Source organism: Allobosea sp. P4_C6 (assembly GCF_056402015.1).
Map to the genome: position 1 here is coordinate 53,158 of NZ_JBFUIF010000024.1, position 26,078 is coordinate 79,235.

Below are 26,078 nucleotides of genomic sequence, written 5' to 3' on the forward strand. Positions count from 1 at the left end.
TCCTCTTCAGCTCAGACCAGGAATTTTCCATGACAACCGTTTCCACGGCTACGGCCGCGCCCGAGCGCGCGGGCCGGCAAGCCGCATCTCTCTATCGCGCCGTCTGGCGCTGGCATTTCTATGCCGGGCTGATCACCCTGCCCTTCCTCATCCTGCTGGCCGTGACGGGCGGGCTTTACCTGTTCCGGGCCGAGATCGACGGCCTGATCCATCGCGACGTCAAGCAGGTCGAGGCCCGCATGACGGGTGAGCTCCCGCCCAGCGAGATCGTGGCGCAGGCCGTGAAGGCCTTCCCCGGCAAGCCCGTGAAATACGTGCCGCCGGAGACCGCGACCGCTTCGGCCGAGGTCACCCTGCGCGATGCTGCCGGGACGCGGATGGTGGTCTATGTCGACCCCTATGACGGCCGCGTCCTCGGCCAGATCCCCGATCGCGGCACGGTGATGTGGGTGATCCGTCAATTGCACAGCCTCGCCTATTTCGGGCCGATCGCGAACGGCATCATCGAGATCGTCGGCGGCTGGGCGATATTGCTCGTGCTCACCGGCCTGTACCTGTGGTGGCCTCGCAAGCAGCGCGGCGGTGTCGTCACCGTGCGCGGCAAGCCGCGCCAGCGTGTGTTCTGGCGCGATCTCCATGCCGTGACAGGGCTCGTCGCCGGCGGCTTCATCCTGTTCCTCGCTATCACCGGCATGCCCTGGTCGGTGCTCTGGGGAGCCAAGGTCAACCAATGGGCCAATGGCCACAATTTCGGCTATCCGGCCGGTGTCCGCGTCGCCGTGCCGATGTCCGACGAGCACCTCGACCATGCCGGGCCGACCTCTTGGTCGCTGGAACAGGCCAGGATGCCTGAATCGGCAGGCGCCGGAGGCAAGCCTATCGATCTCGATGCTGCCATCGCGACCTTCGATCGCCTCGGCCTGAAGCGGGGTTATGCGGTCAATCTCCCGAGCGGTCCGGCCGGCATCTATACGGGCTCGGTCTATCCGAAGGACATGGCGTTCCAGCGGGTGATCCATCTGGATCAGTACAGCGGCAAGCCGCTGATCGACATGAGCTTTTCCGACTACGGACCGCTTGGCAAGGCGCTGGAATGGGGCGTCAACGTCCATATGGGCCAGGAATTCGGTCTGGCGAACCAGCTTCTGATGCTCGCGGTCTGCTTCGCGATCATCCTGCTGGCTGTCTCGGCTCTGGTGATGTGGTGGAAGCGGCGGCCCCAGGGCTCGCTAGGCGTCCCGCCGTTGCCGGCCGAGAGGGGGACGCTGCGCATTGTCGTCGGCCTGCTCGCGGTCGGGGGGCTCGTCTTCCCGCTGGTCGGAGCGTCGCTGATCGCGATGGCCCTGATCGATCACCTCCTGACACGAAATACGCAACCTATAGGTGCGTAACCTGGAAGACCGGCTGGCAGGAGCCGGCGCGTACACCACGGGCTGGACGGCGGGGCATCACCATCCCGCTGTCCAGAAAACGAGCCTGTTGCCTTAAGAGTAAATCAAGCTGGTTCGGGCATGGTGCCGTCGCTGCTTTGCCGTGGGGGCCTTCATGTTGCGTAACCTGACCCGGATGCCGGCCGACATGTCGTCGGATTCGCGCCGGCAGTTGCTTCATGCCGTCACGGATCTGTTCCTGCTGGACCAGGAGCCCAGCGACACCGTCAAGGATCACTATGGGGAGATCGCGACGAGCTCGCTTCCCCATCTCGGCGACGACGAGCGCAAGGGCTATGCCGACCGAGTGGCGAGCATGCCGACACTGCCGCACAACGTCGCGGTCACGCTCGGCGGCGACAGCAATGCGGAGGTCGCCCGGCTCGTCCTGACCCTCTCGCCTGTGCTGACAGACACTGACCTCGCCGCCATCGCGGTGAGCCAGTCGCAGCAGCACCTCGTCGCCATCGCCGAGCGCGCGCGCCTCTCAGAAGGCGTCACGGACATCCTCGTCGAACGCGGCGACCAGAAGGTGCTGCACACCGTCAGCGCCAATGAAGGCGCCGCCTTCTCGGATCGCGGCTTCGACCGATTGCTCGAGCGGGGGAGTAACGACGCAGCTGTCACCGGCGCTCTCGCCCGCCGATCCGACCTTGCACCAAACCGGGCGCAACGCGTGCTGCGGATCGTCGAGCAGTTCGCCGATGGACCTGCCCCGAGCGCCAGCGCGACGGAGGAAGCCGTCTCGCTTGCCCGGCAGGCGCGCCAGCAGCGCCTCGAGGTCAAGCTCCTGCTCTCCGACCTTGCGGCGAAGGTCCGCGAGGTCGACGACGTGCTCACCATGCTGGCCGACGAGGATCGCGCCTACCATCTCGCGCAGGTTCTGGCGCAGATATCCGACATCTCGATCGAGCAGGCGCTGCGCGTGCTGATGCAGCGGGATGCCAGYGGCATCGCCGTCACCTGCCGCGCGCTCGGGATCGGCACCACGGCCTTCCGCGCCATCCTGCAATTGCGCGCGCGGCGGCTCTACTTCTCGTCGCGCGACATCGACGACGATGTCGACGCCTACGCCAAGCTCGATCTCGCAACGGCGGAACGGACGCTGCGCTTCCTCAAGCTCAGGACGAAGATCGCCTGAGCGACCCGTGGCCGCGCCACAAAACCGCGACATTCGACCCGCCTCATGCTAGCTTCCCGCAGGGCGCTTCTGCGCGAGGATGGCTTCGACGTGAGATTTCCGCTTCTTTCCGCTGCGGCGCTTTCGATCTTCTTCACCGGCGCGGCAGAGGCGCAAACCTTCCTGCCCCTCACCGGCTTCGCCGCCGTACCCTCCTTCGCCTGGGACGAGCCGAGCCTCTCGCCGAAATGGGAAGGCTCCTATGCCCGTATCTCGTCGGGCTTCCAGGTCACCAGCTCGAAGCACATGCGCACCAGCGCCGGGCCGACCTTCGGGCTCGAAGCCGGGACGATGCGGCGCGAGGGCAATTTCGTCTACGGCATCGTCGGCGCGATCGACTACGCCCCCGCGATCGGCGGCTACGGCTATCCGAGCTTCGGCAACGCCGCCTACACGCGCGACTTCGCCGGCGCCTTCCAGATCAAGACAGGTGTGCTGGTGACGCCGGACGTGCTGCTCTACACCAAGGTCGGCGTGAGCGCCGCCAACGAGACCTGGCGCTATGGCGCGACCGACTTCTCGGCCCCCTTCAGCCGCAGCGACATCGCCGTGCGCCCGGAAGCGCGCGCCGGGGTGGAATGGGCCGTGACCGACAAGATCACGCTCGGCGTCGAGGTCGGTGTCTTCGGTCAGGCGATCCGCTGAGGATTCGATTCAGGCGACTGCGGAAGTGATTCCGGAACGCGCGCAAAGCCTTGATCTTGCGTCATTCTCGGCAAAGCGCAGCGGCGACCCGAGTATCTCTTCCCGAATGAGGCGCCTCTCCTTCCAGAGATGCTCGGGTCAAGCCCGAGCATGACGCCTCGTCGTACTCCGCGCCTACCCCCCGAACGTATTGCTCTTCGGGAAGCCCTTGGGCGGCAGGCGGCCGGCTTCTGCACGATGGCCGAGCCACTCCAGCAGATCGGCTTGCGTCACGGTCCAGGTGCGGCCGGAGGTGTCGAGCCAGGTCAGGCCGTCGGCGAGGTTGAAGGTCCTGGCGTCGGACAGGCCGCCATCCTTGTAGCGCTGCAGACGAACGCCCTTGCCGCGGCCCATCTCCGCGACTTCCGAGATCGGGAAGCAGAGCAGCTTGCGGTTCTCGCCGATGATCGCGACATGGTCGCCCTCCGCCGGTACCGCCAGCACCGCGACCGCCTTGCCGTCGACATTGAGCACCTGACGGCCCTTGCGGGTGTTGGCGACGACATCGTCGGCCGGCGCGACGAAGCCCCTGCCCTCGCTGGTCACCATCAGCAGCTTGGAGCCCGGCTTGTAGGCAAAAGCCGAGACGATCTCGGCCGTCTCCTCCAGCTCGATCATCAAGCGGATCGGATCGCCGAAGCCGCGGCCGCCCGGCAGCTTGGACGCATCGAGCGTGAAGACCTTGCCGTTCGAGGCGAGCACCAGCACCTTTGCCGTCGTCTCGGTGAAGAAGGCCGTCTGGAGCGCGTCGTCGCCCTTGAAGGAGAAGCTGGAGCGGTCCTGGACATGGCCCTTCAGCGCGCGGATCCAGCCCTTCTTCGAGATGACCACCGTGACCGGCTCGCGCTCGACCATGGCCTGGGTCAGGTCGATGTCGGTCGTCTCGGGCATATCGGCGAAATCGGTGCGCCGCTTGCCGATCGCCGTCTCCGGGCCGAAGGTCTTCTTCACCTGGCGGATGTCCCAGGCGATGGTCTTCCACTGCGTCGTCTCGGAGGCGAGCAGACCTTCGATCTGCTCCTTCTCCTTGGTCAATTCGTCGAGCTCGGTCTTGAGCTGCATCTCCTCGAGCTTGCGCAAGGCGCGCAGGCGCGTGTCGAGGATCGCGTTGGCCTGGACCTCGCTGAGCTCGAAATAGCGCATCAGCTCGATCTTCGGCTCGTCCTCCTCGCGGATGATCTTGATGACGCGATCGAGGTCGAGATAGACGATCAGCAGGCCGCGCAGGATTTCGAGACGCTTCTCGATCTGGCCGAGCCGGAAGCGCGAGCGCCGCAGCAGCACGTCGCGGCGATGGTCCAGCCAGGCACGCAAGGCCTCGGACAGACCAAGCACGCGCGGCACCAACCCGCCGGTCAGCACGTTCATGTTCATCGGAATGCGAGCTTCCAGCTCCGAGAGCCGGAAGAGCGATTCCATCATCAGGTTGGCATCGACGTTGCGGGCGCGAGGCTCGATGACGATGCGGATGTCCTCGGCAGACTCGTCGCGCAGATCGGCGACCAGCGGCAGCTTCTTGTCGTTGAGCAGTTCGGCGATCTTCTCGATCAGCCGGCCCTTCGAGACCATGTAGGGGATCTCGGTGACGACGACCTGCCAGGCACCTCGCTCTAGATCCTCCTTCATCCAGCGCGCGCGAGTGCGGAAGGCGCCGCGCCCGGTGCGATAGGTCTCCGCCATCGAGGCGCGGGTCTCGACGATGATGCCGCCGGTCGGGAAATCCGGGCCCGGCACGAAGGTCATCAGCTGTTCGGAGGAGGTCTCCGGATGCTGGATCAGGTAGAGCGCTGCGTCGCAGAGTTCGGCGGCGTTGTGCGGCGGGATAGAGGTCGCCATGCCGACCGCGATGCCCTGCGAACCGTTCGCGAGCAGGTTCGGGAAGGCGGCCGGGAGCACGACCGGCTCCTCGTCCTCGCCGTTATAGGTCTCGCGGAAATCGACCGCATCCTCGTCGATGCCGTCGAGGAGCAGGCGCGCGACCTCGGTCATGCGCGCTTCGGTGTAGCGGTAGGCGGCGGCGTTATCGCCGTCGATATTGCCGAAATTGCCCTGGCCGTCGACGAGCGGGTAGCGCTGGGCGAAATCCTGCGCGAGGCGCACCAGCGCGTCGTAGACCGACTGGTCGCCATGCGGGTGGAACTTGCCGATGACGTCGCCGACGATGCGGGCGCATTTCTTGTGGACCTGGCCCGGATCGAGCCGGAGCAGCCGCATGGCGTGCAGGATGCGGCGGTGGACCGGCTTCAGCCCGTCGCGCGCGTCCGGCAGGGCGCGGTGCATGATGGTGGAGAGCGCATAGGCGAGATAGCGCTCTTCGAGCGCCGATTTCAGATCGATGCGCTCGGATTCGTCCTCCGGCGGCGGATCGACCGGTTTGCCCATGCTTCGTCAGCCCTCGTCTCGTCGAAATTCGCGTGATGCTCTATGGCACAGCACGAATCAGCCCGCCAGAACAATGCAGGTACGAGCCCATGCGCGCAAACGCCGGGGCCGGCATTTTGCGTTCAATCGGTGGATGAATTCGCGGCCGCGCGCGTCGCCAGCTCGACCAGCCGCGCGCGCTCCGGCGGCTCCGGCAAACCGCGCGGTTCGAAGAGGTGCCGACGCAGGAAAAACCCGGTCAAGGCGAAGCCCGAGAGAATATCGGCGGCCGATGGCTGGCGCCCGCCCTGCCCCTCGACGAGAAAGGCCGGCAACGCCAGCAATCGGTCGAGATAGGGCTGCGCCGCCGGGCGGCTGACCGCCTTGCCCGACTTCGGCGAGACATGGCTGAGATCGTCGGTCGAGCCGGTCGCAGCGCAGCGCGCCAGATCGAGCCCGAAGCCGAGCTCCGAGAGCATGGCGAGCTCGAAGCGCACGACCAGCGCGGGTGCAAGGCGCTGCTCGTCGAGATGGGCGATCAGCACCGAGAACCCTTCGTAGAGACCGGGATGCGGATCGCGCTCCGGCAGCAGGCGCAGCAGGCCGGCAACCGTCGCCAGCCCGTAGAGCGCGACCGGCGCCTCGATCAGCCTTGCGGCATGGGAGGTCAGCAGTTCGACCTTGTATTCGCCGAGATGCTCGTCGAGCCGGGCGCGCCACGTCAACGAGACGCTGTTGCCCGGCTGCAGCGGGGCCTGAGCCTTGGCCGAGCGCCCGCCCCGGACGAGCCCGAGATGGCGGCCATGGTCGCGGGTCATCACCTCCAGGATCGCGGCGCTTTCGCCATGAGCCTTGAGGCCGATGATCGTGCCCTCGTCCGTCCATTCCATGAGGACAGGATGTAGAGTGGGAGGGTCGTCGCTGCAATTTCCAGTGCAATGTCATCCCGGCCGAAGCGAAGCGGAGCGCCGGGATCCATCGTAGGGTTCCGGTGCTCTACGATGGATCCCGGATCTGCACGGCTTCGCCGCTTGTCCGGGATGACGGCGCGGAGGTGAGCGGAAACGACGCCTCACGCCACGTACTGGGCGATCCCGCCGCCGAAGGACCAGTCCTCGCGCTTGACCTCGACGAGGTTGATGAAGATGTCGTCGGGCTTCAGCCCTGGCTCGCGCGCGAGGTTCTCGGCGATCGCGGCATAGAGCTTCTTCTTCTGCGTCACGCCGCGCGTATTGGCGACGGTGATCTGGATGATCACCAGCCCCGCGCTGCGGTTGAAGCCGAAATAGTTGGCATCGAAGACGAACTCGTCGGCATCATGCTGGTGCACGACGGCGAAGAGGTCCTTTTCCGGCACCTCGAAGGTTTCGCGCAACGCCTTGTAGACGCCGTCGATGATCGCGGCGGGCTCGGAAGTCGGGCGGCCGCGCCGCATGGAAATACGGATCAGGGGCATGGTGTCGTCTCCTTCGCGGCGCGTGATCGCGCCTTCGAGAAGAACCATAGGCTTGCGATATCGATCTGAAAATCGTATTTCTGATGATATCAAAGATACGGAATTACGATCTATGAGCACGCTCGATATCGACGCCGTCGCCTCCTTCCTGCGCGCTGCCGAACTGAAGAGCTTCACGCGCGCCGCCGAGGCGCTCGGCACGACGCAGTCGCTGGTCTCGACACGAGTGAAACGGCTGGAGGACGGGCTCGGCCGCCTGCTGCTGCAGCGCCATCCCCGGCTGGTCCGGCTGAGGGCCGAGGGAGAGCGCTTTCTGCCGGCCGCACGGGACCTGATGGCGGCGCATGGCAAGGCGCTCCTGGCCTTCACCGCCACGACCGAGCGTATCGCGGTCGGCATCAGCGAACAGGCTGTTGGCGCCGAGGTTCCGGCCGTGCTGGCGCGGCTGTCGGCCCATGATCCCGGCATCGTCATCAACCTCAGGATCGAGTCGTCGCGGGCGCTGGAGGAGGCGTTCGAACGGGGCGAGATCGACGTCGCGATCGTCCGCCGGATCGGGCCGGGGCGGACGGGCGAGGTCTTGCGCGACGACGCTTTCGGCTGGTTTGCGGCAGGCAGCCTGGTGCGGCAACCGGATGCGCCCGTGCCCCTCGTCAGTCTCGTCGCCGATTGCCGCCTGCGGGCGCACGGCATCGACACGCTCGACCGCGCCGGCATCTCTTGGCGCGAGGCCTTCATCGGCGGCGGCATGGCGGCGGTCGCGGCAGCGGTTCAGGTCGGGCTCGGCGTCTCGCCGCTGGCGGCGCGGATCGCGCCTGCCGGAACGATCGATGTCGGGCCGGACTGGGGCCTGCCGGCGCTCGGCGCCTCGCAGGTCGTGCTCAGGAGCAATGTCGCGACACCGCGCGCGAGCGCCTTCGTGCGGGAATTGGCGGCGGCGTTTCGCGGGTAGTCTCCAGCCTCGGCGTCATTCTCGGGCGGAGCGAAGCGCAGACCCGAGAATCTCTTTCCAGAGAAAGCCTGGTCACGAGATGCTCGGGTCAAGCCCGAGCATGACGGCGCCATTCTCGCCTACCCAACCACGCGCTCGACCCGGCTGATCACACGCTTCTCGCGCAGTTCGCTGATGATCGCCGAGAGATGCTTCAGGTCCCAGACCGTCAGATCGATGGTGACGTCGGTGAAGTCCGGATTCGGGCGGTTCATCGAGACGGCGTCGATATTGCCGTCATGCTCGGCGATGGTCGTGGTGATCTGGGCGAGCGAGCCCGGCTCGTTGATCGACTTCAGGGCGATGCGGGCGGGGAAGCGCTGCGGCACCTTGTCGTCGAGATCCCAGCGCACATCGAGCCAGCGATCGGGCTCATTGTCGAAGGCCGCGAGCGCCGATGACTGGATGGGATAGATCGTCACCCCCTCGCCCGGCGTCAGGATGCCGACGATGCGATCCCCCGGTACGGCACCGCCATTTGGAGCGAAGCGCACCGGCAGGTCGCGCCCGAGGCCGCGGATCGGAATCGCACTGTCGGAAGGTGCCTCGCCCGGCAGCTTGAACTTCAGGTTCTCGCCCTGGCGCAGCTCGAACCAGCCCTTGCCATTGGTCCCGGATGGGGGCTTCGCCTCGGGCGAGCCGCGCTTCTCCGGCTCGAGATCGGGATAGACCGCCTTCACGACATCGCCGGAATACATCTCGCCGCGGCCAACGGCGGCGAGCACATCGTCGACCGTATTGCGTGCGAGCCGCTTCAGCGCGGCCTTCAGCTTGTCGTCCGAGAAGGCACGCTCGGCGCGGGAGAAGGCCCGTTCGAGGATCTGGCGGCCGAGGCCGGCATATTGGCGGCGCACCGCCGTGCGCGTGGCGCGGCGGATCGCGGCGCGGGCCTTGCCGGTGACGACGAGCGCTTCCCAGGCCGCGGGCGGCGCCTGCCCTTCGGCACGGGTGATCTCGACCTCGTCGCCGTTCTGCAGTTCGGTCAGCAGCGGGGCGATGCGCCCGTTGATCTTGGCGCCGACGGCGCTGTTGCCGACATCGGTGTGAACGGCATAGGCGAAGTCGATCGGCGTCGCGCCACGCGGCAGGGCGATCAGCCTCCCCTTCGGCGTGAAGCAGAAGACCTGATCGTGGAACAGCTCGAGCTTCGTATGCTCGAGGAATTCCTCGGGACTGTCGCCCTCGTTCAACAGATCGACGGTGCGGCGCAGCCATTGATAGGCGCGGCTCTCGTCGCCGAGCTGGCTCGGCTCGCCGGTGCGGCCATCCTTATAGTGCGCATGGGCAGCGATGCCGTATTCGGCGATGCGGTCCATCGAATCGGTGCGGATCTGCAGTTCGACGCGGCTATGGCCCGGCCCGACCACGGTGGTGTGGATCGAGCGATAGTCGTTCTGCTTCGGCGTCGAGATGTAGTCCTTGTAGCGGCCGGGCACCATCGGCCAGGTCATGTGGACGATGCCGAGGACGCGATAGCAATCCTCCGGCTTCTCGACGATGACGCGGAAGCCGAAGATGTCCGAGAGCTGCTCGAAGGAGACGGATTTCCGCTCCATCTTCTTCCAGATCGAATAGGGGCGCTTGCGGCGGCCCGAGACCTGCGCCTGGATGCCGCTGGCGGCGAGCTTGCCCTTCAGATCGTCCTCGATCTCCCCGATCACCCTGCCCTCGCGCTCGGTGACCTCTTCCAGCCGCTTGGTCACGGTGGCGTGGGCTTCCGGCTTGATGTGGCGGAAGGAGAGTTCCTCCAGCTCCTCGCGCAGCTCCTGCATGCCCATGCGGCCGGCAAGCGGGGCGTAGATTTCGATCGTCTCCTCGGCGATGCGCAGACGCTTCTCGGGCGGGACGAAATGCAGGGTGCGCATGTTGTGCAGCCGGTCGGCAAGCTTGACCAGCAGCACCCGGACATCGTCGGCGATGGCGAGCAGGAGCTTGCGGAAATTCTCGCCCTGCGCGGCCTTCTTCGAGACGAGGTCGAGCTTCTTGATCTTGGTGAGGCCGTCGACGAGCCGGCGGATATCCGGCCCGAACATGCTCTCGATCTCTTCGAGCGTCGCCGCCGTATCTTCGACCGTATCGTGCAGGACGGCGGCGACGATGGTCGCGTCGTCGAGCTTCAGATCGGTCAGGATCGCCGCGACTTCGAGGGGGTGGGCGAAGAAGGGGTCGCCCGAGGCGCGCTTCTGCGTGCCGTGCGCGCGCATGGCATAGACATAGGCCCGGTTGAGCAGGTCCTCGTCGGTATTCGGATTGTAGCTCCTGACCCGGTCAACGAGCTCGTATTGCCGCATCATGCCCATGCGGGCCCCTGCCTCATCCCTTGATCGTTGCAACACATTATTATCGGCACGGGCATCAGGGGCGGCAAGGCGTTTTCCGGAAGGCGGGCATGAAAAAGCCCGGCACTGCCGGGCTTTAGCGTCAAACAATGAACAATCGATTCACAGCTCGAGGATCAGTCCTCGTCGTCGGCGCTCTCGGTCGGCGGCACCAGGCCGTCGAGGCCGCGCAGAAGGTCTTCCTCGCTCATGCGGTCGAACTGGACTTCGCTGTCGGGCGTCGCGGCGGCAGAGGGGCTGGCGAGCAGCGGCACCGTCTCCTGCTCCGGCTCGTCGACCTCGACATGCTTCTGCAGCGAGTGGATCAGGTCTTCCTTCAGATCCTCGGGCTTCAGCTTCTCGTCGGCGATCTCGCGGAGCGCGACGACGGGGTTCTTGTCGTTGTCGCGGGCGACAAGGATCGACGAGCCCGACTGGATCATCCGCGCGCGGTGGCTGGCGAGCAGCACCAGCTCGAAGCGGTTCTCGACCTTGTCGATGCAGTCTTCAACGGTAACGCGAGCCATGGCCGGCTCCTTCCGATCTCAGCGATGCAGGGAAATGGATTGAGCACGGCCTTACAGGCAATGCCGCCGCGATGCAAGAATTTCGCGCTTGCCTGCCGGCACTCACGCCCGCATGCGCCGGACCATGTCGTCGAGGGTCGGTTCCAGCCGCCCGCCGCCCTCGCCCGCACGGCCGCCCATCGCCGGCAATTCGTGCGGTTTGAGCTCGGCGAAGCGCATCCGCATCGTGGTGGCGACGCCCTCGCCGAAGGCGATCGCCTCGCGATTGCCGATCGAGGACAGGAAGTTGATCGTGCTGGCCGAGGCGTCCGAGATCGCCGAGCGGATGATCTGCTGGTCGCGCTCATTGGCCAGCCGCATCGCGAAGACCGTCGAGCACTGGGACAGGATCGTCGGATCGAGCTCGCCCGGACGCTGGGTGACCACGCCGAGATAGCAGCCGTATTTGCGGCCCTCCTTGGCGATGCGGGCGATCGCCTGGCGGGTCGGGGAGAAGCCCAGCGCCGGGTCGGACGGCACATAGCGATGCGCCTCCTCGCAGAGCACGAGGACCTCGCAGGCGCCCTGGCTCGCCATGGCGAGATCGAAGGCCAGCCGCGACAGCACAGAGGCCACGGCATTGACCACCTCGCCCGGGAGGCCACCGAGCTGGAAGGCGGTGATGGGCCGGCCATGCATGGGGATGCGGAAGATCTGACCGAGGATCGGCGCCACCGTCTCGTACATGTTGGCGCGGCCGAACATGAAACGGTAGCGCGGATCGGCATGGAGCGATTCCAGCCGCACCTTCAGCGAGCGCAATGCCGCCCGCGGCCAGCGCTGCTCATGCAAACCGATGAGCTCGTCGATGACCGAGAAGGCATCCTTCAGGCGATAGGGAGTCGCCGCATCGATGCCGGCCGTCGGCGCCGGCTCTGGAACACCGCGCCCGGCGCCGAGATCGAGCGGGCGCTTGAGCAGGCTCGAACCGAGATCGCGCGCCAGCTCATGACTGCTCGGGATGCGGTAGCGCGTGCGGGCAGCGGCGATGACCTCGCGCAGGATGTCGGGCTCATCAGCCAGAGCCGGCCGGCCGCGGAAGACGACATCGGCCAGCTCTTCCTGCTTGAACATCCAGAACGGCAGGTCGAGCGCCTCGCCATCGATGGTGAGGGCGAGGTCCGGAAAGGCGACGGAGTATTCGTTGTGCGGATCGAGAATGAGCACCCGCAGGCGCGGGCGCGCCGCCACGGCCCGGCGCAGCAGCAGCGAGACCGCGCTCGACTTGCCGACGCCGGTCGTGCCGACGAGGGCGAAGTGGCGCGACAGCATGTCCTGGATGCTGACGGTGGCGGGGATGCTGGCATCCTGCGTGACGTGACCGATCTCGGCCGCCGTTCGGTCGCCGAGATCGTGAACGAGTGCGAGATCGCCCGTCCGGATGCGATGAGCCACGGCGCCGATCGGCGGATAATTGGTGATGCCGCTCTGGAAGCGCGGCGGACCGTCGGGCTTTTCCTGCACTTCTCCCAGGAACTCGACCTCGACCTGGATCGGATTGTCGCCATCGCTCCATGCAGCCTCGACCGCGTGCAGCTTGTAGACAAGCGCCACGATCCGGCTCTGGCCGAGATTGATCGAGATCATCCGGCCGATCGCCCAGGCGTCGCCCGCCAGCCAGTTCCCGGTCGAGACCGCGCTGAGGATGGTAGCGCGCGAACCGTCGCAGGCGATCACCCGCCCCAGCGCCCGCTCCGGCGGCTGGTCGGCGTCGCGCCGGTCCGGCGCGATATCGGTGTGGAAGGCCGCATTCTTCAACGGGAGTTGCATAAGCCCCGACCGTTCGACTCTGAACTTAGCGAAGTGATCTCTTGACGTTACAAGCGGCCGGTTACGATTACCTTCACAGATAACCGACAAGCATTCGCGGTTATCAAATCGCAAATCGCCCCTGTCGCCGCACCGATCACAAATCGTGAGGCCGCCATCACAATCCTGCATTGAGCCGATGGCGCAGTTTCGTCTAAGCACGGCGCAGTTACCAAGGGGGCTTGCACCATGGCCGAACGGCTGCGTCTGGGCGTGAATATCGACCATGTCGCCACTGTGCGAAATGCGCGCGGCGGCGCCCTGCCCGATCCGGTTCGGGCGGCCCATCTCGCCATCGCCGCCGGCGCGGACGGAATCACCGCCCATCTGCGCGAGGATCGCCGCCATATCCGCGATGCCGACATGGTCCGCCTCGCCAACGAGCTGACGAAGCCGCTCAACTTCGAGATGGCGGCCACCGACGAAATGATCGCTCTCGCCGAACAGCTGAAGCCGCATGCGGCCTGCCTCGTGCCGGAGAAGCGCGAGGAGCGCACCACCGAAGGAGGCCTCGACGTTGTCGGGCAGGAAACCCAGCTCGCGCCGCGCATCGCCCAGTTGAAGGCGGCTGGCTGCCGCGTCTCGCTCTTCATCGAGCCGGACGAGGCGCCGATCGCGATCGCGGCCAAGCTCGGCGCGCCGGTCGTCGAGCTGCACACCGGAAGCTGGTGCCACGCCGTCGTCGATGGCGAGGCGGCCAAGGCCGAGGCCGAATTCCGGCGGCTGGCGAATGGCGCAGCCTATGCGGCCAAAATGGGCCTCGAGGTCCATGCCGGACATGGGCTAGACTACGAGACGGCCCGCAAGCTCGCCGCTGTCCCGGCGTTCGTCGAGTTCAACATCGGCCATTTCCTGATCGGCGAAGCGATCTTCATCGGACTGGAAGCTGCCATCCGCCGGATGCGGCAGGCCATGGACGAAGGCCGCGCAGCAGCGCCTTGAACGCATCGGCCTTGCCGGAAAACCGGTTTCCACTTTCCGGGCCGATGCTCTAAATCCCGAGCATGATCCTCGGCATCGGCTCCGACCTCTGCGACATCCGGCGTATCGAACGTTCGCTCGAACGCTTCGGCGAGCGCTTTACCCACCGCGTCTTCACCGAGGGCGAACGGGTGAAATCCGACCGCCGCGCGACGCGCGCGGCTTCCTACGCCCGCCGTTTCGCCGCCAAGGAGGCCTGCTCGAAGGCGCTCGGCACCGGCATGCGGGCCGGGGTGTTCTGGCGCGACATGGAGGTCGTCAACCTGCCGAGCGGGCGCCCGACGATGAAGCTGACGGGCGGCGCGCTGGAGCGGGTGCAAGCCATGACCCCGCCCGGCTTCGAGGCGATCGTCCATGTTTCGCTGACGGACGATCCGCCACTGGCGCAGGCCTTCGTCGTGATCGAGGCCCGGCCTATCAACGGCGAGAGACCGGCGTAGAACGAGCGCGACAGAACAAAAAAGCCGGCGCTGAAAGCGCCGGTCTTGGTTTTCGTCGGAGAAGATCGAGCCGGCTTATTCGGCCGGCTGCGTGCCGCTGACGACACCCCGCGGCTCTTCGCTCAGCCAGCGATAGATCACGCCGCCGAGCGCGCCGCCGATCAGCGGAGCAAGCCAGAACAGCCAGAGCTGGCCAAGCGCCCAGCCGCCGACGAACAGGGCCGGCCCGGTGCTGCGCGCCGGGTTCACCGAAGTGTTCGTCACGGGAATGCTGACGAGATGGATCAGGCAGAGGCCCAGGCCGATGGCGAGCGGCGCGAAGCCGGCCGGTGCCTTGCCGTGCGTCGAGCCCATGATGATGAAGAGGAACATCATCGTCATGACGACTTCCATGAGGAAGGCGGAGACGAGGTTATATTTTCCGGGCGAATGCTCGCCATAGCCGTTCGAGGCGAAGCCATTGGCCAGATCGAAGCCCGGAGCGCCGCGCGCGATGACGTACAGGAGGCCGGCCGCGACGACCGCGCCGACCACCTGTGCGACGATGTAGGGGACGACCTGATTGCCCGGAAACCGGCCGCCGGCAGCAAGACCGACCGTCACGGCCGGGTTGAGGTGACAGCCGGAAATATGGCCGATCGCATAGGCCATCGTCACGACGGTCAAGCCAAAGGCGAGCGAAACACCGAGCAACCCGATGCCGACATTCGGAAAACCCGCAGCACTGACCGCGCTGCCGCAACCCGCAAACGTCAACCAGAATGTGCCGATGGCTTCGGCGACATATTTCTTCGTGCTCATCGCGATTCCCTCAGAGGTTGAACGGTCGCGATGCTGTTCTCGAAACACGATATCGTCAACTTGCCGAGACCGGTAATCGTAGCTTTTTCTTGCCGTTTTCTCAGACTGGAATTGTTCTGGTCATGTATTCGCCACCCGGCAGCGTCATCCCCCCAGACTGCTCTTGCGCGTTGTCGCAGACGCGATAGTCGGCTAGACCGCGCGCTGGATCGCAGTCTCAGGAGCGCCCGGGTGGCCAACGACGTCGACAGCAAAAGCAAGGCGGCCAAGGAAGAAGGCGGCGTGTTCGAGACCATCAAGGTCGTCGTTCAGGCCCTTCTCATTGCGCTCGTCATCCGCACCCTGCTGTTCCAGCCCTTCAACATCCCCTCCGGCTCGCTGATCCCGACTCTGCTGATCGGCGATTATCTGTTCGTGTCGAAATACACCTACGGCTATTCCAAGCACTCGATCCCATTCAGCCCGCCGCTGTTCTCGGGACGCGTCTGGGCGGCAGAGCCCAAGCGCGGCGACATCGCCGTCTTCAAGCTGCCGACCGACAATTCGACCGACTACATCAAACGCGTCATCGGCCTGCCCGGCGACCGCATCCAGATGATCGACGGCATCCTCCACATCAACAACCAGCCGGTGAAGCGCGAGCGCATCGCGGACTACGTGACCAGCGACAACTGGGGCCGCAGCGTCCCGGTGATCCGCTACCGCGAGACGCTGCCGAACGGCGTCAGCCACGAGATCATCGAGCGCGAAGGCGATACCGGCACCTTCGACAACACCCAGGTGTTCCAGGTGCCGCCCGGCCACTTCTTCATGATGGGCGACAACCGCGACAACTCGCTCGATTCGCGCGACCGCAGCGTCGGCTTTGTGCCGTTCGAGAATTTCGTCGGGCGCGCCGAGATCATCTTCTTCTCGATCGAGGACGGCGCCTCGGCCTGGAAGATCTGGGAATGGCCCTACACGGTTCGCTGGAACCGTCTGTTCAGCACCATCAAGTGAACAAGGTCAGCGAAGCCGCGCGCAAGGCGCCCGATACCGCGCGGCTCGAGGTCACGCTCGGGCACCGCTTCAACGACAAGGCACTCCTGGCCACCGCGCTCACTCATATGAGCGCCGAGGATTCGCGGCTGGCGAGCTACCAGCGCCTCGAATTCCTCGGGGACCGGGTTCTGGGCCTGTCGATCGCCGATCTGCTGTTCCGGCATTATCCGCAATCGGAAGAAGGCAATCTCTCGCGCCGCCTCGCCGATCTCGTGCGCAAGGAGACCTGCGCCGAGGTCGCGCAAAGCTGGAACCTCGGCCAGTTCATGCGGCTGGGCGAAGGCGAGATTCAGGGCGGGGCGCGGAAGAACAAGGCGATCCTGGCCGATGCCTGCGAGGCGATCATCGGTGCGGTCTTCATCGACGGCGGCTATGATGCGGCCCGCGGGCTGGTCGAGCGTGCCTTCGGCGAGCGGATGATGAAGCCGGTCCGGCCGTTGCGCGATGCCAAGACTGCCCTGCAGGAATGGGCGCAGGGTAAGGGTTACGTGACGCCGACCTATAGCGAGCGCGGCCGCTCCGGCCCGGACCATGCGCCGGTCTTCGTCGTGGCAGCGAAAATCAACGGGCTCGCCGACGCCGAGGCGCGCGGCCCCTCCAAGCGGCTGGCCGAACAGGCAGCAGCCGAAGCGTTCCTGAGGCGCGAAGGCCTGTGGAACGACAACCCGGAAGGCGAGAATGTCTGAATCCGATCAACCCACGCGCTGCGGCTTCGTCGCGCTGATCGGCGCGCCGAACGCCGGCAAGTCGACGCTGCTCAACCAGTTCGTCGGCGCCAAGGTCTCGATCGTCTCGCGCAAGGTGCAGACGACGCGGACGCAGGTGCGCGGCATCGCGCTATCGGGCGCGGCGCAGGTCATCTTCGTCGACACGCCCGGCATCTTCGCGCCCAAGCGCCGGCTCGACCGCGCGATGGTGACGAGCGCCTGGGGCGGAGCGACCGATGCCGACCTGATCGGCGTGCTCGTCGATGTCGCCCGCTTCGAGCATGAGGAGAACACGGCGCTGCTGGAGAAGCTCGCCGAGCTGAAGCAGCCGAAGTTCCTGATCCTCAACAAGATCGACACGGTGCCGAAGGAGAAGCTGCTCGAGGTCACCGCCAAGGTGAACGAGCGCACGCAGTTCGAGGCGACCTTCATGGTCGCGGCGCTGACCGGCTATGGCGTCAAGGACATCCTGACCTGGCTGGAGACGCGGCTGCCGCTCGGACCCTGGCTCTACCCGGAAGACCAGATCTCGGACGCTCCCTTGCGCTTCCTCGCCGCCGAGATCACCCGCGAGAAGATCTTCGAGCGGCTGCACGACGAACTGCCCTATCGCTCCACCGTCGAGACCGAGAGCTGGGAGCAGAGGCCGGACGGCTCCGTCCGCATCGAGCAGACGATCTATGTCGAGCGCGAGGGCCAGCGGAAGATCGTGCTCGGCGAAGGCGGCCAGACCATCAAGGCGATCGGCCAGAAGGCTCGCATCGAGATCGCCGAAGCGGCCGAGGCCAAGGTCCATCTCTTCCTGTTCGTGAAGGTGCGCGAGAACTGGAGCGACGATCCGGAGCGCTATCGCGAGATGGGGCTGGAGTTTCCCAAGGGCAAAGGCTGAGGCGCGCCGGGAACCGCGATGCGCAGCGAGAAGGAGAAGATGCTGGCCGGCGAGCTCTATCGTGCCGACAGCCCTGAACTCATCGCCGATAATCGCCGCATCAGCGGCTGGATGGAGCGCTTCAACGCAACCACGGCCACGCCCGAGCAACGGCCGGCGCTCATGAAGGAGGCGTTCGGCCATGTCGGGCGCGACGTCACAATCCGCCCGCCCTTCCATTGCGACTATGGCTACAACATCAGCCTGGGCGATGGCGTCTTCCTGAACTTCAACTGCGCCGTTCTCGATGTGGTGGCCGTGACCATCGGCGACGGCACGCAGATCGGCCCCGGCGTCCAGATCCTCACCGCGGATCATCCGCGCGATCCCGTTCAGCGCCGGCAGATGCTCGAATTCGGCCGCCCGGTTCGCATCGGGCGCAATGTCTGGATCGGCGGCGGCGCGATCATCCTGCCGGGCGTCACGATCGGGGATGATGCGATCATCGGAGCGGGCAGCGTGGTCACGCGCRATGTGCCCGAAGGCCGCACGGCGGTCGGCAATCCCGCGCGGCTGCGTCCGCTTTCCGGAGACGACAAGTCCGAGAGGTAGGTCGCGGCATCAGCGCGGCGAACCCGGCGACACCGCGACTTCGGCAGTGTGGTGCCGCGTCAAGACGCCACGCCGTCTCTTTGAAACTTGTCAAAATTCATTCATGAAAGACATTGTTCGAACGCGTTTCGTTTCCATCTTTGTTACTTGAAGACATTTCAGCAGGAGTGATTGCAATGAACGGCGCACCGCGCATCGCGCTTTTCATCGATGGCGCCAATCTCTACGCCACCTCGAAGCAGCTCGGCTTCGACATGGATTATCGGCGCCTGCTGCGCGAGTTCCAGGGCCGTGGCAACCTGATCCGCGCCTTCTATTTCACGACGCTCGTCGAAAGCGAGGAGTATTCCTCGATCCGTCCGCTCGTCGACTGGCTCGACTACAACGGCTACCGCGTCATCACCAAGGCGGCCAAGGAATTCACCGACGCCACCGGCCGGCGCCGCGTGAAGGGCAACATGGATATCGAGCTGGCGATCGAGATGCTCGAACTCGCGTCGCATCTCGACCAGATTTACCTGTTCTCCGGCGATGGCGACTTCCGCCCGCTGGTCGAGGCGGTGCAGCGCAAGGGCGTCAAGGTCTCGGTCGTCTCGACGATCTCGACCAATCCGCCGATGGTCTCGGACGAGCTACGTCGGCAATGCGACGAGTTCCTGGACCTCGCCCAGCTGATGCAGAAGATAGGCCGCGACCCTTCCGAGCGCGCGAGCCGTGCAGGCGGCCAGGGCGCGCCTGGCACTCCCGGCAACCCGGCGCTGGAGCGGCGCTACGGCATCCGCCAGGGCGACGAACCCGTCGAGAGCTGATCCGGAGCGGCTCAGCCGCCCGATTTCAGAAGCCTCTGCTTGTCGCGATTCCAGTCGCGCTCTTTCTCGGTTTCGCGCTTGTCGTGCAGCTTCTTGCCCTTGCCGAGGCCGAGCTCGACCTTCGCCCTGCCCTTGTCGTTGAAATAGACCTTGAGCGGGATCAGTGCCATGCCCTCGCGCTGGATCGCGCCCATCAGCTGGTTGATCTGGCGGCGATGCAGCAGCAGCTTCCGCGGCCGGCGGACCTCATGATTGAAGCGGTTGGCCTCGAGATATTCCGGGATGTGGGCATTGAACAGGTAAAGCTCGGTCCCCATCGGGCCCGCATAGCTCTCGCCGATCGTCGCCTTGCCGCCGCGCAACGACTTGATCTCGGTGCCCTGCAGGGCGATGCCCGCCTCCAGGGTCTCCTTGATCTCGTAGTTGAAGCGCGCCTTGCGATTATCGGCGGCCAGTCTGTAGCGCTCGGGATCGGGTTTCTTCATGCGTTGCCGCCGAATCCATGTTCCTTGACGAGCGCTGCCATCGCCTGCGATTCCGATTCAGGATTGGCGCTCAAGCCGTTGAGAACGCCGAGCTTGTCGTCCTCCCGCCGGTTCTGGCTGAGCTTGAATTTGCCGATGATCGAAGCGATCTCGATCTCGATGCCAACGATGCCGCACGTCTGCGCTGCGATGAAGGGCTCAGGCGCGTCGCTCACCGCCCAGGGCTCGGCGCGCGGCGCCTCCTGCTGGCGCGTCAGCGACTCGAGCTGGGCGCGCAGCCAGACGGCGTCGTCGATCGTGCGGGCCGGGCCGCGCACCTGCACCGTGACGTAGTTCCAGGTCGGCACGACCTTGCCCGTCTCCTGCTTGGTCGCATACCAGGCCGGCGTCACGTAGCGCTCCACGCCTGTGAAGATCACCAGCGTCTCGGCACCCGCCGCGATCGCTTTCCATTGCGCATTGGGGCGCGCGAGATGGGCGCGCAGAACGCCGTTCTCGCCCTCATCGGCATGCAGGACGAAGGGCACGGGATTGGCGATCAGCCCGCCCTCGCCCACTGTCACCAGCGTGGCGAGCGGATGCTGGCGGATGACCGCGTCGAGCTGCGCGCGATCCTCGACCTTGAAATGACTGGGCTCGTACATCCCGGCTCTTCTCCCTGGCGTCGGCCGGGACGACCGGACGAGCGCAATCCCTACTTAGGCATTCAACAGCCCGGCGAACACCATCGCCTCGCGAATGACTTTGCCGGTCGCCGGCGTCACCGGCATCAGCGGCAGGCGAACCTCCTCCTCGATGCGACCGAGCAGAGCGAGGCCGTGCTTGGCGCCGGCGAGGCCAGGCTCCTTGAAAGTCGCGTCATGGAGCGGCACGAGCCGATCCTGAACCTTCAGCGCCGCGGCGTAGTCGCCCTTGAGCGCGGCCTCCATGAGATCGGCGCAGAGGCGCGGCGCGACATTGGCGACCACCGAGATGCAGCCATGGCCGCCGGCTGCCATATAGGCGAGCGCGGTCATGTCCTCGCCCGAAAGCTGGATGAAATCCGGCCCCATGGCGTGGCGCTGCTGGGAGACGCGGGCGAGGTTGGCCGTGGCGTCCTTCACCCCGGCGATGTGCTTCAGCTCGTAGAGCCGCGCCATCGTCTCCACCGACATGTCGACGACCGAACGCGGGGGGATGTTGTAGATGATGATCGGAATTCCGACCGCGTCGTTCACCGCCTTGAAGTGCTGGTACATGCCTTCCTGGGTCGGCTTGTTGTAGTAGGGCGTGACCACGAGCACGGCATCGGCGCGGGCCTTCTCGGCATGCTTTGCGAGGTCGATCGCCTCGATCGTGTTGTTGGAGCCGGCGCCCGCGATGACCGGAACGCGGCCCTTGGCCTGCTCCACGACGATCTCGACGACGCGCTTGTGCTCGTCATGGCTGAGCGTGGGGCTCTCGCCGGTGGTGCCGACCGGAACGAGGCCGGTGGAGCCATTGCCGATCTGCCAGTCGACCAGCGCGCGCAGTGCCTCTTCGTCGACCTTGCCGGCTTTGAACGGCGTGACCAGAGCGGGCATCGAGCCGGTAAAGGCAATGTGCTTGGTCATGAGGACGATCCTGAAGCGAAAACGTGGATGATAGGGCCGCCACACATAAACCGTCGTTCCGCCAAGGCAAAGCCGGCAACCCATGAAAATGCGTGGCCTCATAGTTAAACCTTCATAAACCCCCTTCACCGACCATCGACCAATGCCTGCTACAGGATGGAGACCCGCCATGGCCTCGCCTGCCGCCGCGCGGAGACTGCTCGGCCTGCTGCTGCCTGCCCTGCTCTGCGCCTCATCGACGCGAGCGGGCGACGACGGCATGCTTGTGAGCCAGCGCAAACTCGCCATGATCGGCGACATCGAGATCACGGGCGCCCTGCCGTCCTATCCACCCGCCGTCATGCGCGACGAGGATGCGATCAATCCGGATGCCGTGAAGGCGGCCGTCGCCGCCTATCGCCGCGGCGCGCTCGGAGAGGGCGACGATCTCGCTGCGCGGATCGACGACCGCGCGGCGCGCACGCTGCTCGAATGGGTGGCGATCCACGCCAATGCGGGCTCCGTGTCCTTCTCGCGGATCGACGCCTTCCTCCGCGAGCATCCGAATTATCCGGCCACGACCCGTTTTCGACGACGCGCCGAAGAGGCGCTGATCGCCGAGAAGAAGAGCCCGCTGGTGGTGCGCACCTTCTTCCATGGCCAGCAGCCGGTCTCGCCGGCCGGAAGGATTGCCCTCGCTCTGGCTCTCAAGGACGAGGGACGCGCGGACGAAGCGACCGCTCTCGCACGCAAGAGCTGGCGCACCGATCCGTTCGGGCAGGCGCTCGAGAAGATCGTCCTGAAGGAGTTCGAGACGGCGCTGACGAAGGACGACCATCGCCTGCGCACCGAGCGCTTCCTTTTCAAGGAGAGCGGCGAGGCGGCACTGCGCAATGCCGCTCGCGTCTCGGCCGATTATGTCGTGCTGGCCAGAGCGCGCCTCGCCAGCGCGAAGGCGCGCCAGCCGATCTCCGACAAGCTGATCGCGGCCGTGCCGGCCTCGCTCCGCAGCGATGTCTCCTTCGCCTTCCTGCAGGCGCAGCAGGCCCGCCGCGGCGACAAGCTCGACGATGCGGTGAAGGCGCTCGCCAACATCCCGCGCGATCCGGCGCTGCTCGGGGATGGCGACGGCTGGTGGGAAGAGCGGCGCATCATCTCGCGCAAGCTCATCGATGCCGGCCAGCCGGCAAAAGCCTATGAGGTTTCCTCGGGCCATGGCGCCGAGGATGCGGCCGAGCGGATCGAAGCGGAATGGCATGCCGGCTTCGTCGCGCTGCGCTTCCTCAAGAAGGCCGATGTCGCCCTGAAGCATTTCGACGCGGCGGCGGCCATCGCCGAGACACCGATCTCGGCCTCGCGCGCCGCCTATTGGCGGGGCCGTGCCTATGAGGAACTAGGCAAGACCGAGGAGGCAAAGGCCTCCTTCAGCAAGGCCGCCGAGCAACCGATCGCCTATTACGGACAACTCGCGCGCGCCAAGCTGGGCTTGGCCGGCCTGCCGCTGAGGAGTTCGGCCGCGGCCGGGCTCGAGGCGCTGCCTGGCCATCGCGGCGTCCGTTTGCTCTACCGCATCGGCGAGCGCGACCTCGCCACCGCGATGCTGAACGACCTGGCGCAGCGCCTTCACACCACCGAGGCGCTGGAGGCGGTCGCGGCCATCGCCCGTCGCGAGGCGGATGCGCGGGCGCTCGTCGGCATCGGTAAGGCGGCGCTGCAGCGCGGTTTCCCACTCGATATGGCCGCCTATCCGACCAACGGCATCCCGGAGTTCGACGTGCTCGGCGACCCGATGGAGAGGGCGATCGTTCACGCCATCGCCCGGCAGGAGAGCGCCTTCGAGCCGACCGCGATGTCGCAAGCCGGTGCGCGCGGCCTGATGCAGATGATGCCGGCGACGGCGCGCGAGACGGCGCGGCGCGCCGGCCTGCCCTTCGACTGGCAGAAGCTCGGACAGGATCCGCTCTACGCGGCGCGGATGGGCGCGGCCCATCTCAACGACCTGCTGAAGGAATGGCGCGGCTCCTACATCCTGAGCTTCGCCGCTTACAACGCCGGCTCGCCGAACGTGAAGAAATGGATCGCCGCCTATGGCGACCCGCGCGATCCGGAGGTCGACGCCGTCGACTGGGTCGAGCGCATCCCGTTCTCCGAGACGCGCAACTACGTCCAGCGCGTGATGGAGAATTTGCAGGTCTATCGCGAGCGACTGAACCAGCGCACAGCCTATCTGATCGACTACGATTTGAAGCGCGGCGGCAAGCGCGACTGAGGACCTGAAACCGCGCGTCATCCCGGACAAGCGGCTTTCAGCCGTGCCGGGATCCATGCCTGGACCTTTCCAGCAAACGCTCGGGCATGGATCCCGGGCCTCCGCTTCGCTGCGCCCGGGATGACGGCGGGGGTTCCGGCCGTACGTCAAATTCACACCGGAGATTTGCCGATGCGGCAATGATCTTTCCTGCCCGTTGCAATATTTGAAATTTTCAAATACCCTTTGCGGACAGCGGAGGGGTTTCGATGCTGCAGGACATTGCCGATTTCGCGCCGACGCTTCAGGCGTGGCGCCGCGACCTTCACGCCCATCCCGAAATCGCCTTCCAGGAATTTCGAACCTCGGACTTCGTCGCGCGGACGCTGGAATCCTTCGGCATCGAGGTGCATCGCGGGCTGGGCGGCACCGGTCTCGTCGGCGTCATCAAGGGCGCGGCCGAGGGGCCGACCATCGGGCTCCGGGCCGATATGGACGCCCTGCCGATGGATGAAGAGACCGGGCTCGACTACAGTTCGACGACGGAAACGACATTCCACGGCTGCGGCCATGACGGCCATACGGTGATGCTGCTCGCGGCGGCGCGCCATCTCGCCGCCAACCCACCCAAGCGCGGCAAGGTGCATCTGATCTTCCAGCCGGCCGAGGAGGTCGGACAGGGCGCCGAGCGCATGATCGCCGATGGGCTATTCGAGCGCTTCCCTTGCTCCGAGGTCTACGCGCTGCACACCATCCCGCTCTACGCGGAAGGAACGGCGGCCGTCCGATCCGGCCCGACGCTGAGCGGCACCACCGTCTTCGAGATCAAGGTCAAGGGCGTGGGCGGCCACGGCGCGGCACCGCACACCACCGTCGATCCGCTTCAGGTCGCGGCGCGGCTCGCGACCGAGATCTCCTCGATCGTCGGACGCCATGTCGACCCGATGGAGCCGGCCGTCATCAGCCTCGGAAGGCTCTCGGCCGGCACCGCCCCGAATGTCATCCCGGATACCGCCGAGCTCGGCGGCACGATCCGCACCTATGACCCGGCGACGGAAGCCCGCATCGTCGACAAGCTCGATGCGATCTGCCGCGGCTTCGCGCTGATGTCGGGCTGCACCATCACCTGCACGAAGAAGGCGGGTTGCCCGCCCTGCCTCAACGATCCGCGTGCGGCGGAAGCGGCTGCGGCCGCCGCCGGCACTGTGCTCGGCGAGGCCAATGTGAAGGTCGATCTCAAGCCCCTGCCCTTCTCGGACGACTTCGCGCTGATGCTGCGCGAGTGGCCCGGCGCCTATATCTTCCTCGGGCAGCCCGGCGCGATGTGCCACCACCCGACCTTCGATTTCGATGACCGCCTGCTCCCGATCGGCGCCAGCATCCTGTGCCGTCTCGTCGAGCGCCAGACGGGAGCCAACGCATGACCGCCGCCACCATCCAGATCGGGCAATCGCGCTCTCCCGCGATGGTCCGGCGCGCCGTGATCTCCTCGGTGATCGGCAACGGCCTCGAATGGTACGACTTCCTGGTCTACGGCTTCTTCGCCACGGTCATCGCACAGGTCTTTTTCCCGAGTTCCGACCCGCTCGTCTCGGCGCTGCTGACGGCTGCGACCTTCGCGATCTCCTTCCTCGTCCGGCCTATCGGCGGCGTGCTGCTCTCGACCTATGCCGACCGCTTCGGCCGCAAGCCGATCCTGACGGTGATGATCCTCATCATGGGATTCTCGACCGTGCTGATCGGGCTGACGCCCAGCTATGCGACGATCGGCATCCTCGCGCCGATCCTCGTCATCATCGCCCGCATCCTGCAGGGCATCTCTGTCGGTGCCGAATTCGCCTCCGCCACGGCGATGCTGGTGGAATACGCGCCGCCCGGCCGCAAGATGACCTTCGGCAGCTTCCAGATGTGCTCGCAGGCACTGGCGCTCGCGCTCGCGGCCTTTTCCGGCTATGCGCTGGCGACGCTGCTGTCACCCGAGGCACTCCAGAGCTGGGGCTGGCGCATCCCCTTCCTGCTGGGATCGCTGATCACGCCGCTCGGCTTCTACATCCGCCGCTTCGTCGACGAATCTCCCGAATATGAGAGCGAGGGCGGCAAAAGTGCCAGCCGGACGCCGTTCCGCGCCGTGCTGGCCGAGCACCGCAACGCGCTGCTGCGCTGCTTCGGCATCATGATCCCCGGCACGGCCTCGAACTATGTCTGGTTCATCTTCCTGCCGGGCTATGTGGTGCGGCAGCTCAAGCTGCCCTTCACCAGCGCGATGCTGAGCTCGCTGATCGGCGGCATCCTGCTGTTCATCTTCGTGCCGATCATGGGCCATCTCGCCGACCGGTGGAGCGCCTTCCGCGTCTGGCTGTTGGGCATGCTGAGCTTCGCGCTGCTGTCCTATCCGCTGTTGGCCTATGTCGTGGCTGTACCGAGCTTCGAACGCCTGCTCATCGCACAGGCGATCTGCGCGCTGTCGATCGCGGCGATCTGGGCGCCGACGCCCGGCCTGCTCGCCGGCATGTTCCCGACCGATGTGCGCTCGACCGGCATGTCGATCGCCTACAATGTCGTGGTGCTGCTGTTCGGCGGGCTCGCGCCCTTCACCCTGACCTGGCTGGTGGCGAAGACGGGCTCGGACATGGTTCCGTCCTACTATCTCCTTGCCTGCACCGCGCTGTCGCTGATTGCGCTCGGGCTGGCGAGCCGGACAAGCAGCCCTCGCTAGCCCC

The 26,078-nt window shown here is 66.0% G+C and carries 24 protein-coding genes; 14 read left to right on the plus strand and 10 right to left on the minus strand.

What is annotated here, in order from left to right:
• Positions 1-29: 29 nt before the first annotated feature.
• The 3 genes from AC1DVA_RS17680 to AC1DVA_RS17690 all read left to right on the plus strand — a co-directional run bounded on the left by AC1DVA_RS17680 (position 30) and on the right by AC1DVA_RS17690 (position 3,255).
• A complete protein-coding gene (locus AC1DVA_RS17680) occupies positions 30-1,391 on the plus strand; it encodes a PepSY-associated TM helix domain-containing protein (protein WP_476806747.1) in 1,362 nt (453 codons plus the stop codon).
• Between the two features lie 154 nt (positions 1,392-1,545).
• Positions 1,546-2,571 carry a DUF2336 domain-containing protein gene (locus AC1DVA_RS17685; protein WP_265052799.1) on the plus strand — a complete coding sequence of 342 codons (1,026 nt, stop codon included), beginning with the start codon at positions 1,546-1,548 and terminating at the stop codon, positions 2,569-2,571.
• 90 nt (positions 2,572-2,661) lie between these two features.
• The gene (locus AC1DVA_RS17690) at positions 2,662-3,255 is read left to right on the plus strand and encodes an outer membrane protein (RefSeq protein WP_476806748.1); all 594 of its coding nucleotides are present in this window, start codon (positions 2,662-2,664) and stop codon (positions 3,253-3,255) included.
• Positions 3,256-3,429: 174 nt separating this feature from the next.
• On the opposite strand, the gene parC is transcribed toward AC1DVA_RS17690, so the two are convergent.
• The 3 genes from parC to AC1DVA_RS17705 all read right to left on the minus strand — a co-directional run bounded on the left by parC (position 3,430) and on the right by AC1DVA_RS17705 (position 7,111).
• The gene (parC, locus tag AC1DVA_RS17695) at positions 3,430-5,676 is read right to left on the minus strand and encodes a DNA topoisomerase IV subunit A (RefSeq protein WP_476806749.1); all 2,247 of its coding nucleotides are present in this window, start codon (positions 5,674-5,676) and stop codon (positions 3,430-3,432) included.
• A gap of 122 nt (positions 5,677-5,798) precedes the next feature.
• Positions 5,799-6,545, minus strand: a complete 747-nt coding sequence (gene recO / locus AC1DVA_RS17700) for a DNA repair protein RecO (RefSeq protein WP_476806750.1) — start codon at positions 6,543-6,545, stop codon at positions 5,799-5,801.
• Between the two features lie 182 nt (positions 6,546-6,727).
• A complete protein-coding gene (locus AC1DVA_RS17705; RefSeq protein WP_476806751.1) occupies positions 6,728-7,111 on the minus strand; it encodes a tautomerase family protein in 384 nt (127 codons plus the stop codon).
• 112 nt (positions 7,112-7,223) lie between these two features.
• On the opposite strand from AC1DVA_RS17705, the gene AC1DVA_RS17710 reads away from it, so the two are divergent.
• Positions 7,224-8,063, plus strand: a complete 840-nt coding sequence (locus AC1DVA_RS17710; protein ID WP_476806752.1) for a LysR substrate-binding domain-containing protein — start codon at positions 7,224-7,226, stop codon at positions 8,061-8,063.
• Positions 8,064-8,182: 119 nt separating this feature from the next.
• On the opposite strand, the gene AC1DVA_RS17715 is transcribed toward AC1DVA_RS17710, so the two are convergent.
• The 3 genes from AC1DVA_RS17715 to AC1DVA_RS17725 all read right to left on the minus strand — a co-directional run bounded on the left by AC1DVA_RS17715 (position 8,183) and on the right by AC1DVA_RS17725 (position 12,756).
• Positions 8,183-10,396 (minus strand): RelA/SpoT family protein, encoded by a 2,214-nt coding sequence (locus tag AC1DVA_RS17715; protein WP_265054795.1) that lies wholly within the window; start codon positions 10,394-10,396, stop codon positions 8,183-8,185.
• Positions 10,397-10,557: 161 nt separating this feature from the next.
• The gene (gene rpoZ / locus AC1DVA_RS17720) at positions 10,558-10,947 is read right to left on the minus strand and encodes a DNA-directed RNA polymerase subunit omega (RefSeq protein WP_265052793.1); all 390 of its coding nucleotides are present in this window, start codon (positions 10,945-10,947) and stop codon (positions 10,558-10,560) included.
• Positions 10,948-11,049: 102 nt separating this feature from the next.
• Complete coding sequence (locus tag AC1DVA_RS17725; protein ID WP_476806753.1) at positions 11,050-12,756, minus strand: ATP-binding protein; 1,707 nt, start codon at positions 12,754-12,756, stop codon at positions 11,050-11,052.
• 228 nt (positions 12,757-12,984) lie between these two features.
• On the opposite strand from AC1DVA_RS17725, the gene AC1DVA_RS17730 reads away from it, so the two are divergent.
• Together AC1DVA_RS17730 and acpS are read left to right on the plus strand one after the other, a co-directional pair.
• Complete coding sequence (locus tag AC1DVA_RS17730; protein ID WP_476806754.1) at positions 12,985-13,737, plus strand: pyridoxine 5'-phosphate synthase; 753 nt, start codon at positions 12,985-12,987, stop codon at positions 13,735-13,737.
• Between the two features lie 62 nt (positions 13,738-13,799).
• Complete coding sequence (gene acpS, locus AC1DVA_RS17735) at positions 13,800-14,216, plus strand: holo-ACP synthase (RefSeq protein ID WP_265052790.1); 417 nt, start codon at positions 13,800-13,802, stop codon at positions 14,214-14,216.
• A gap of 75 nt (positions 14,217-14,291) precedes the next feature.
• Here acpS and aqpZ read toward each other — a convergent pair whose 3' ends face one another.
• Positions 14,292-15,017, minus strand: coding sequence for an aquaporin Z (aqpZ, locus tag AC1DVA_RS17740; RefSeq protein WP_476806755.1), 726 nt, complete (start codon positions 15,015-15,017; stop codon positions 14,292-14,294).
• A gap of 231 nt (positions 15,018-15,248) precedes the next feature.
• Between aqpZ and lepB the strand changes: the two genes are divergently transcribed.
• The 5 genes from lepB to AC1DVA_RS17765 all read left to right on the plus strand — a co-directional run bounded on the left by lepB (position 15,249) and on the right by AC1DVA_RS17765 (position 19,054).
• The gene (gene lepB / locus AC1DVA_RS17745) at positions 15,249-16,016 is read left to right on the plus strand and encodes a signal peptidase I (RefSeq protein WP_265052788.1); all 768 of its coding nucleotides are present in this window, start codon (positions 15,249-15,251) and stop codon (positions 16,014-16,016) included.
• A complete protein-coding gene (rnc, locus tag AC1DVA_RS17750; RefSeq protein WP_476806756.1) occupies positions 16,013-16,744 on the plus strand; it encodes a ribonuclease III in 732 nt (243 codons plus the stop codon). The genes lepB and rnc overlap by 4 nt, the downstream gene beginning before the upstream one ends.
• Positions 16,737-17,654, plus strand: a complete 918-nt coding sequence (gene era / locus AC1DVA_RS17755) for a GTPase Era (RefSeq protein ID WP_265052786.1) — start codon at positions 16,737-16,739, stop codon at positions 17,652-17,654. Before rnc ends, era begins: the two co-directional genes overlap by 8 nt.
• Positions 17,655-17,672: 18 nt before the next feature.
• Positions 17,673-18,245 carry a sugar O-acetyltransferase gene (locus AC1DVA_RS17760; RefSeq protein WP_476806757.1) on the plus strand — a complete coding sequence of 191 codons (573 nt, stop codon included), beginning with the start codon at positions 17,673-17,675 and terminating at the stop codon, positions 18,243-18,245.
• A gap of 176 nt (positions 18,246-18,421) precedes the next feature.
• Positions 18,422-19,054: a LabA-like NYN domain-containing protein gene (locus AC1DVA_RS17765; protein WP_265052784.1), complete on the plus strand. Its 633-nt coding sequence runs from the start codon at positions 18,422-18,424 to the stop codon at positions 19,052-19,054.
• Between the two features lie 11 nt (positions 19,055-19,065).
• Here the strand turns inward: AC1DVA_RS17765 and smpB are convergent, their stop codons facing one another.
• The 3 genes from smpB to dapA are packed head-to-tail and all read right to left on the minus strand — an operon-like array spanning position 19,066 to position 21,131.
• Complete coding sequence (gene smpB / locus AC1DVA_RS17770; protein ID WP_265052783.1) at positions 19,066-19,539, minus strand: SsrA-binding protein SmpB; 474 nt, start codon at positions 19,537-19,539, stop codon at positions 19,066-19,068.
• Complete coding sequence (locus tag AC1DVA_RS17775) at positions 19,536-20,183, minus strand: FMN-binding negative transcriptional regulator (RefSeq protein WP_476806758.1); 648 nt, start codon at positions 20,181-20,183, stop codon at positions 19,536-19,538. The genes smpB and AC1DVA_RS17775 overlap by 4 nt, the downstream gene beginning before the upstream one ends.
• A 54-nt stretch (positions 20,184-20,237) precedes the next feature.
• Complete coding sequence (gene dapA / locus AC1DVA_RS17780) at positions 20,238-21,131, minus strand: 4-hydroxy-tetrahydrodipicolinate synthase (protein ID WP_476806759.1); 894 nt, start codon at positions 21,129-21,131, stop codon at positions 20,238-20,240.
• Between the two features lie 169 nt (positions 21,132-21,300).
• Between dapA and AC1DVA_RS17785 the strand changes: the two genes are divergently transcribed.
• The 3 genes from AC1DVA_RS17785 to AC1DVA_RS17795 all read left to right on the plus strand — a co-directional run bounded on the left by AC1DVA_RS17785 (position 21,301) and on the right by AC1DVA_RS17795 (position 26,074).
• Positions 21,301-23,379, plus strand: a complete 2,079-nt coding sequence (locus tag AC1DVA_RS17785; protein WP_476806760.1) for a lytic transglycosylase domain-containing protein — start codon at positions 21,301-21,303, stop codon at positions 23,377-23,379.
• Between the two features lie 248 nt (positions 23,380-23,627).
• Positions 23,628-24,782: an amidohydrolase gene (locus AC1DVA_RS17790; protein ID WP_265052779.1), complete on the plus strand. Its 1,155-nt coding sequence runs from the start codon at positions 23,628-23,630 to the stop codon at positions 24,780-24,782.
• On the plus strand, positions 24,779-26,074 hold the full coding sequence (locus AC1DVA_RS17795; protein ID WP_476806761.1) for an MFS transporter: 1,296 nt from the start codon (positions 24,779-24,781) through the stop codon (positions 26,072-26,074). The genes AC1DVA_RS17790 and AC1DVA_RS17795 overlap by 4 nt, the downstream gene beginning before the upstream one ends.
• The last annotated feature ends 4 nt before the right edge of the window (positions 26,075-26,078 follow it).

Excerpts from the sequence above, each read along its gene's own strand:
- AC1DVA_RS17680 (WP_476806747.1), top strand. The coding sequence starts at position 30 with ATGACAACCGTTTCCACGGCTACGGCCGCGCCCGAGCGCGCGGGCCGG.
- parC (WP_476806749.1), bottom strand. The coding sequence starts at position 5,676 with ATGGGCAAACCGGTCGATCCGCCGCCGGAGGACGAATCCGAGCGCATC.
- recO (WP_476806750.1), bottom strand. The coding sequence starts at position 6,545 with ATGGAATGGACGGACGAGGGCACGATCATCGGCCTCAAGGCTCATGGC.
- AC1DVA_RS17705 (WP_476806751.1), bottom strand. The coding sequence starts at position 7,111 with ATGCCCCTGATCCGTATTTCCATGCGGCGCGGCCGCCCGACTTCCGAG.
- AC1DVA_RS17710 (WP_476806752.1), top strand. The coding sequence starts at position 7,224 with ATGAGCACGCTCGATATCGACGCCGTCGCCTCCTTCCTGCGCGCTGCC.
- AC1DVA_RS17715 (WP_265054795.1), bottom strand. The coding sequence starts at position 10,396 with ATGATGCGGCAATACGAGCTCGTTGACCGGGTCAGGAGCTACAATCCG.
- rpoZ (WP_265052793.1), bottom strand. The coding sequence starts at position 10,947 with ATGGCTCGCGTTACCGTTGAAGACTGCATCGACAAGGTCGAGAACCGC.
- AC1DVA_RS17725 (WP_476806753.1), bottom strand. The coding sequence starts at position 12,756 with ATGCAACTCCCGTTGAAGAATGCGGCCTTCCACACCGATATCGCGCCG.
- AC1DVA_RS17730 (WP_476806754.1), top strand. The coding sequence starts at position 12,985 with ATGGCCGAACGGCTGCGTCTGGGCGTGAATATCGACCATGTCGCCACT.
- acpS (WP_265052790.1), top strand. The coding sequence starts at position 13,800 with ATGATCCTCGGCATCGGCTCCGACCTCTGCGACATCCGGCGTATCGAA.
- aqpZ (WP_476806755.1), bottom strand. The coding sequence starts at position 15,017 with ATGAGCACGAAGAAATATGTCGCCGAAGCCATCGGCACATTCTGGTTG.
- era (WP_265052786.1), top strand. The coding sequence starts at position 16,737 with ATGTCTGAATCCGATCAACCCACGCGCTGCGGCTTCGTCGCGCTGATC.
- AC1DVA_RS17765 (WP_265052784.1), top strand. The coding sequence starts at position 18,422 with ATGAACGGCGCACCGCGCATCGCGCTTTTCATCGATGGCGCCAATCTC.
- smpB (WP_265052783.1), bottom strand. The coding sequence starts at position 19,539 with ATGAAGAAACCCGATCCCGAGCGCTACAGACTGGCCGCCGATAATCGC.
- AC1DVA_RS17775 (WP_476806758.1), bottom strand. The coding sequence starts at position 20,183 with ATGTACGAGCCCAGTCATTTCAAGGTCGAGGATCGCGCGCAGCTCGAC.
- dapA (WP_476806759.1), bottom strand. The coding sequence starts at position 21,131 with ATGACCAAGCACATTGCCTTTACCGGCTCGATGCCCGCTCTGGTCACG.
- AC1DVA_RS17785 (WP_476806760.1), top strand. The coding sequence starts at position 21,301 with ATGGCCTCGCCTGCCGCCGCGCGGAGACTGCTCGGCCTGCTGCTGCCT.
- AC1DVA_RS17790 (WP_265052779.1), top strand. The coding sequence starts at position 23,628 with ATGCTGCAGGACATTGCCGATTTCGCGCCGACGCTTCAGGCGTGGCGC.
- AC1DVA_RS17795 (WP_476806761.1), top strand. The coding sequence starts at position 24,779 with ATGACCGCCGCCACCATCCAGATCGGGCAATCGCGCTCTCCCGCGATG.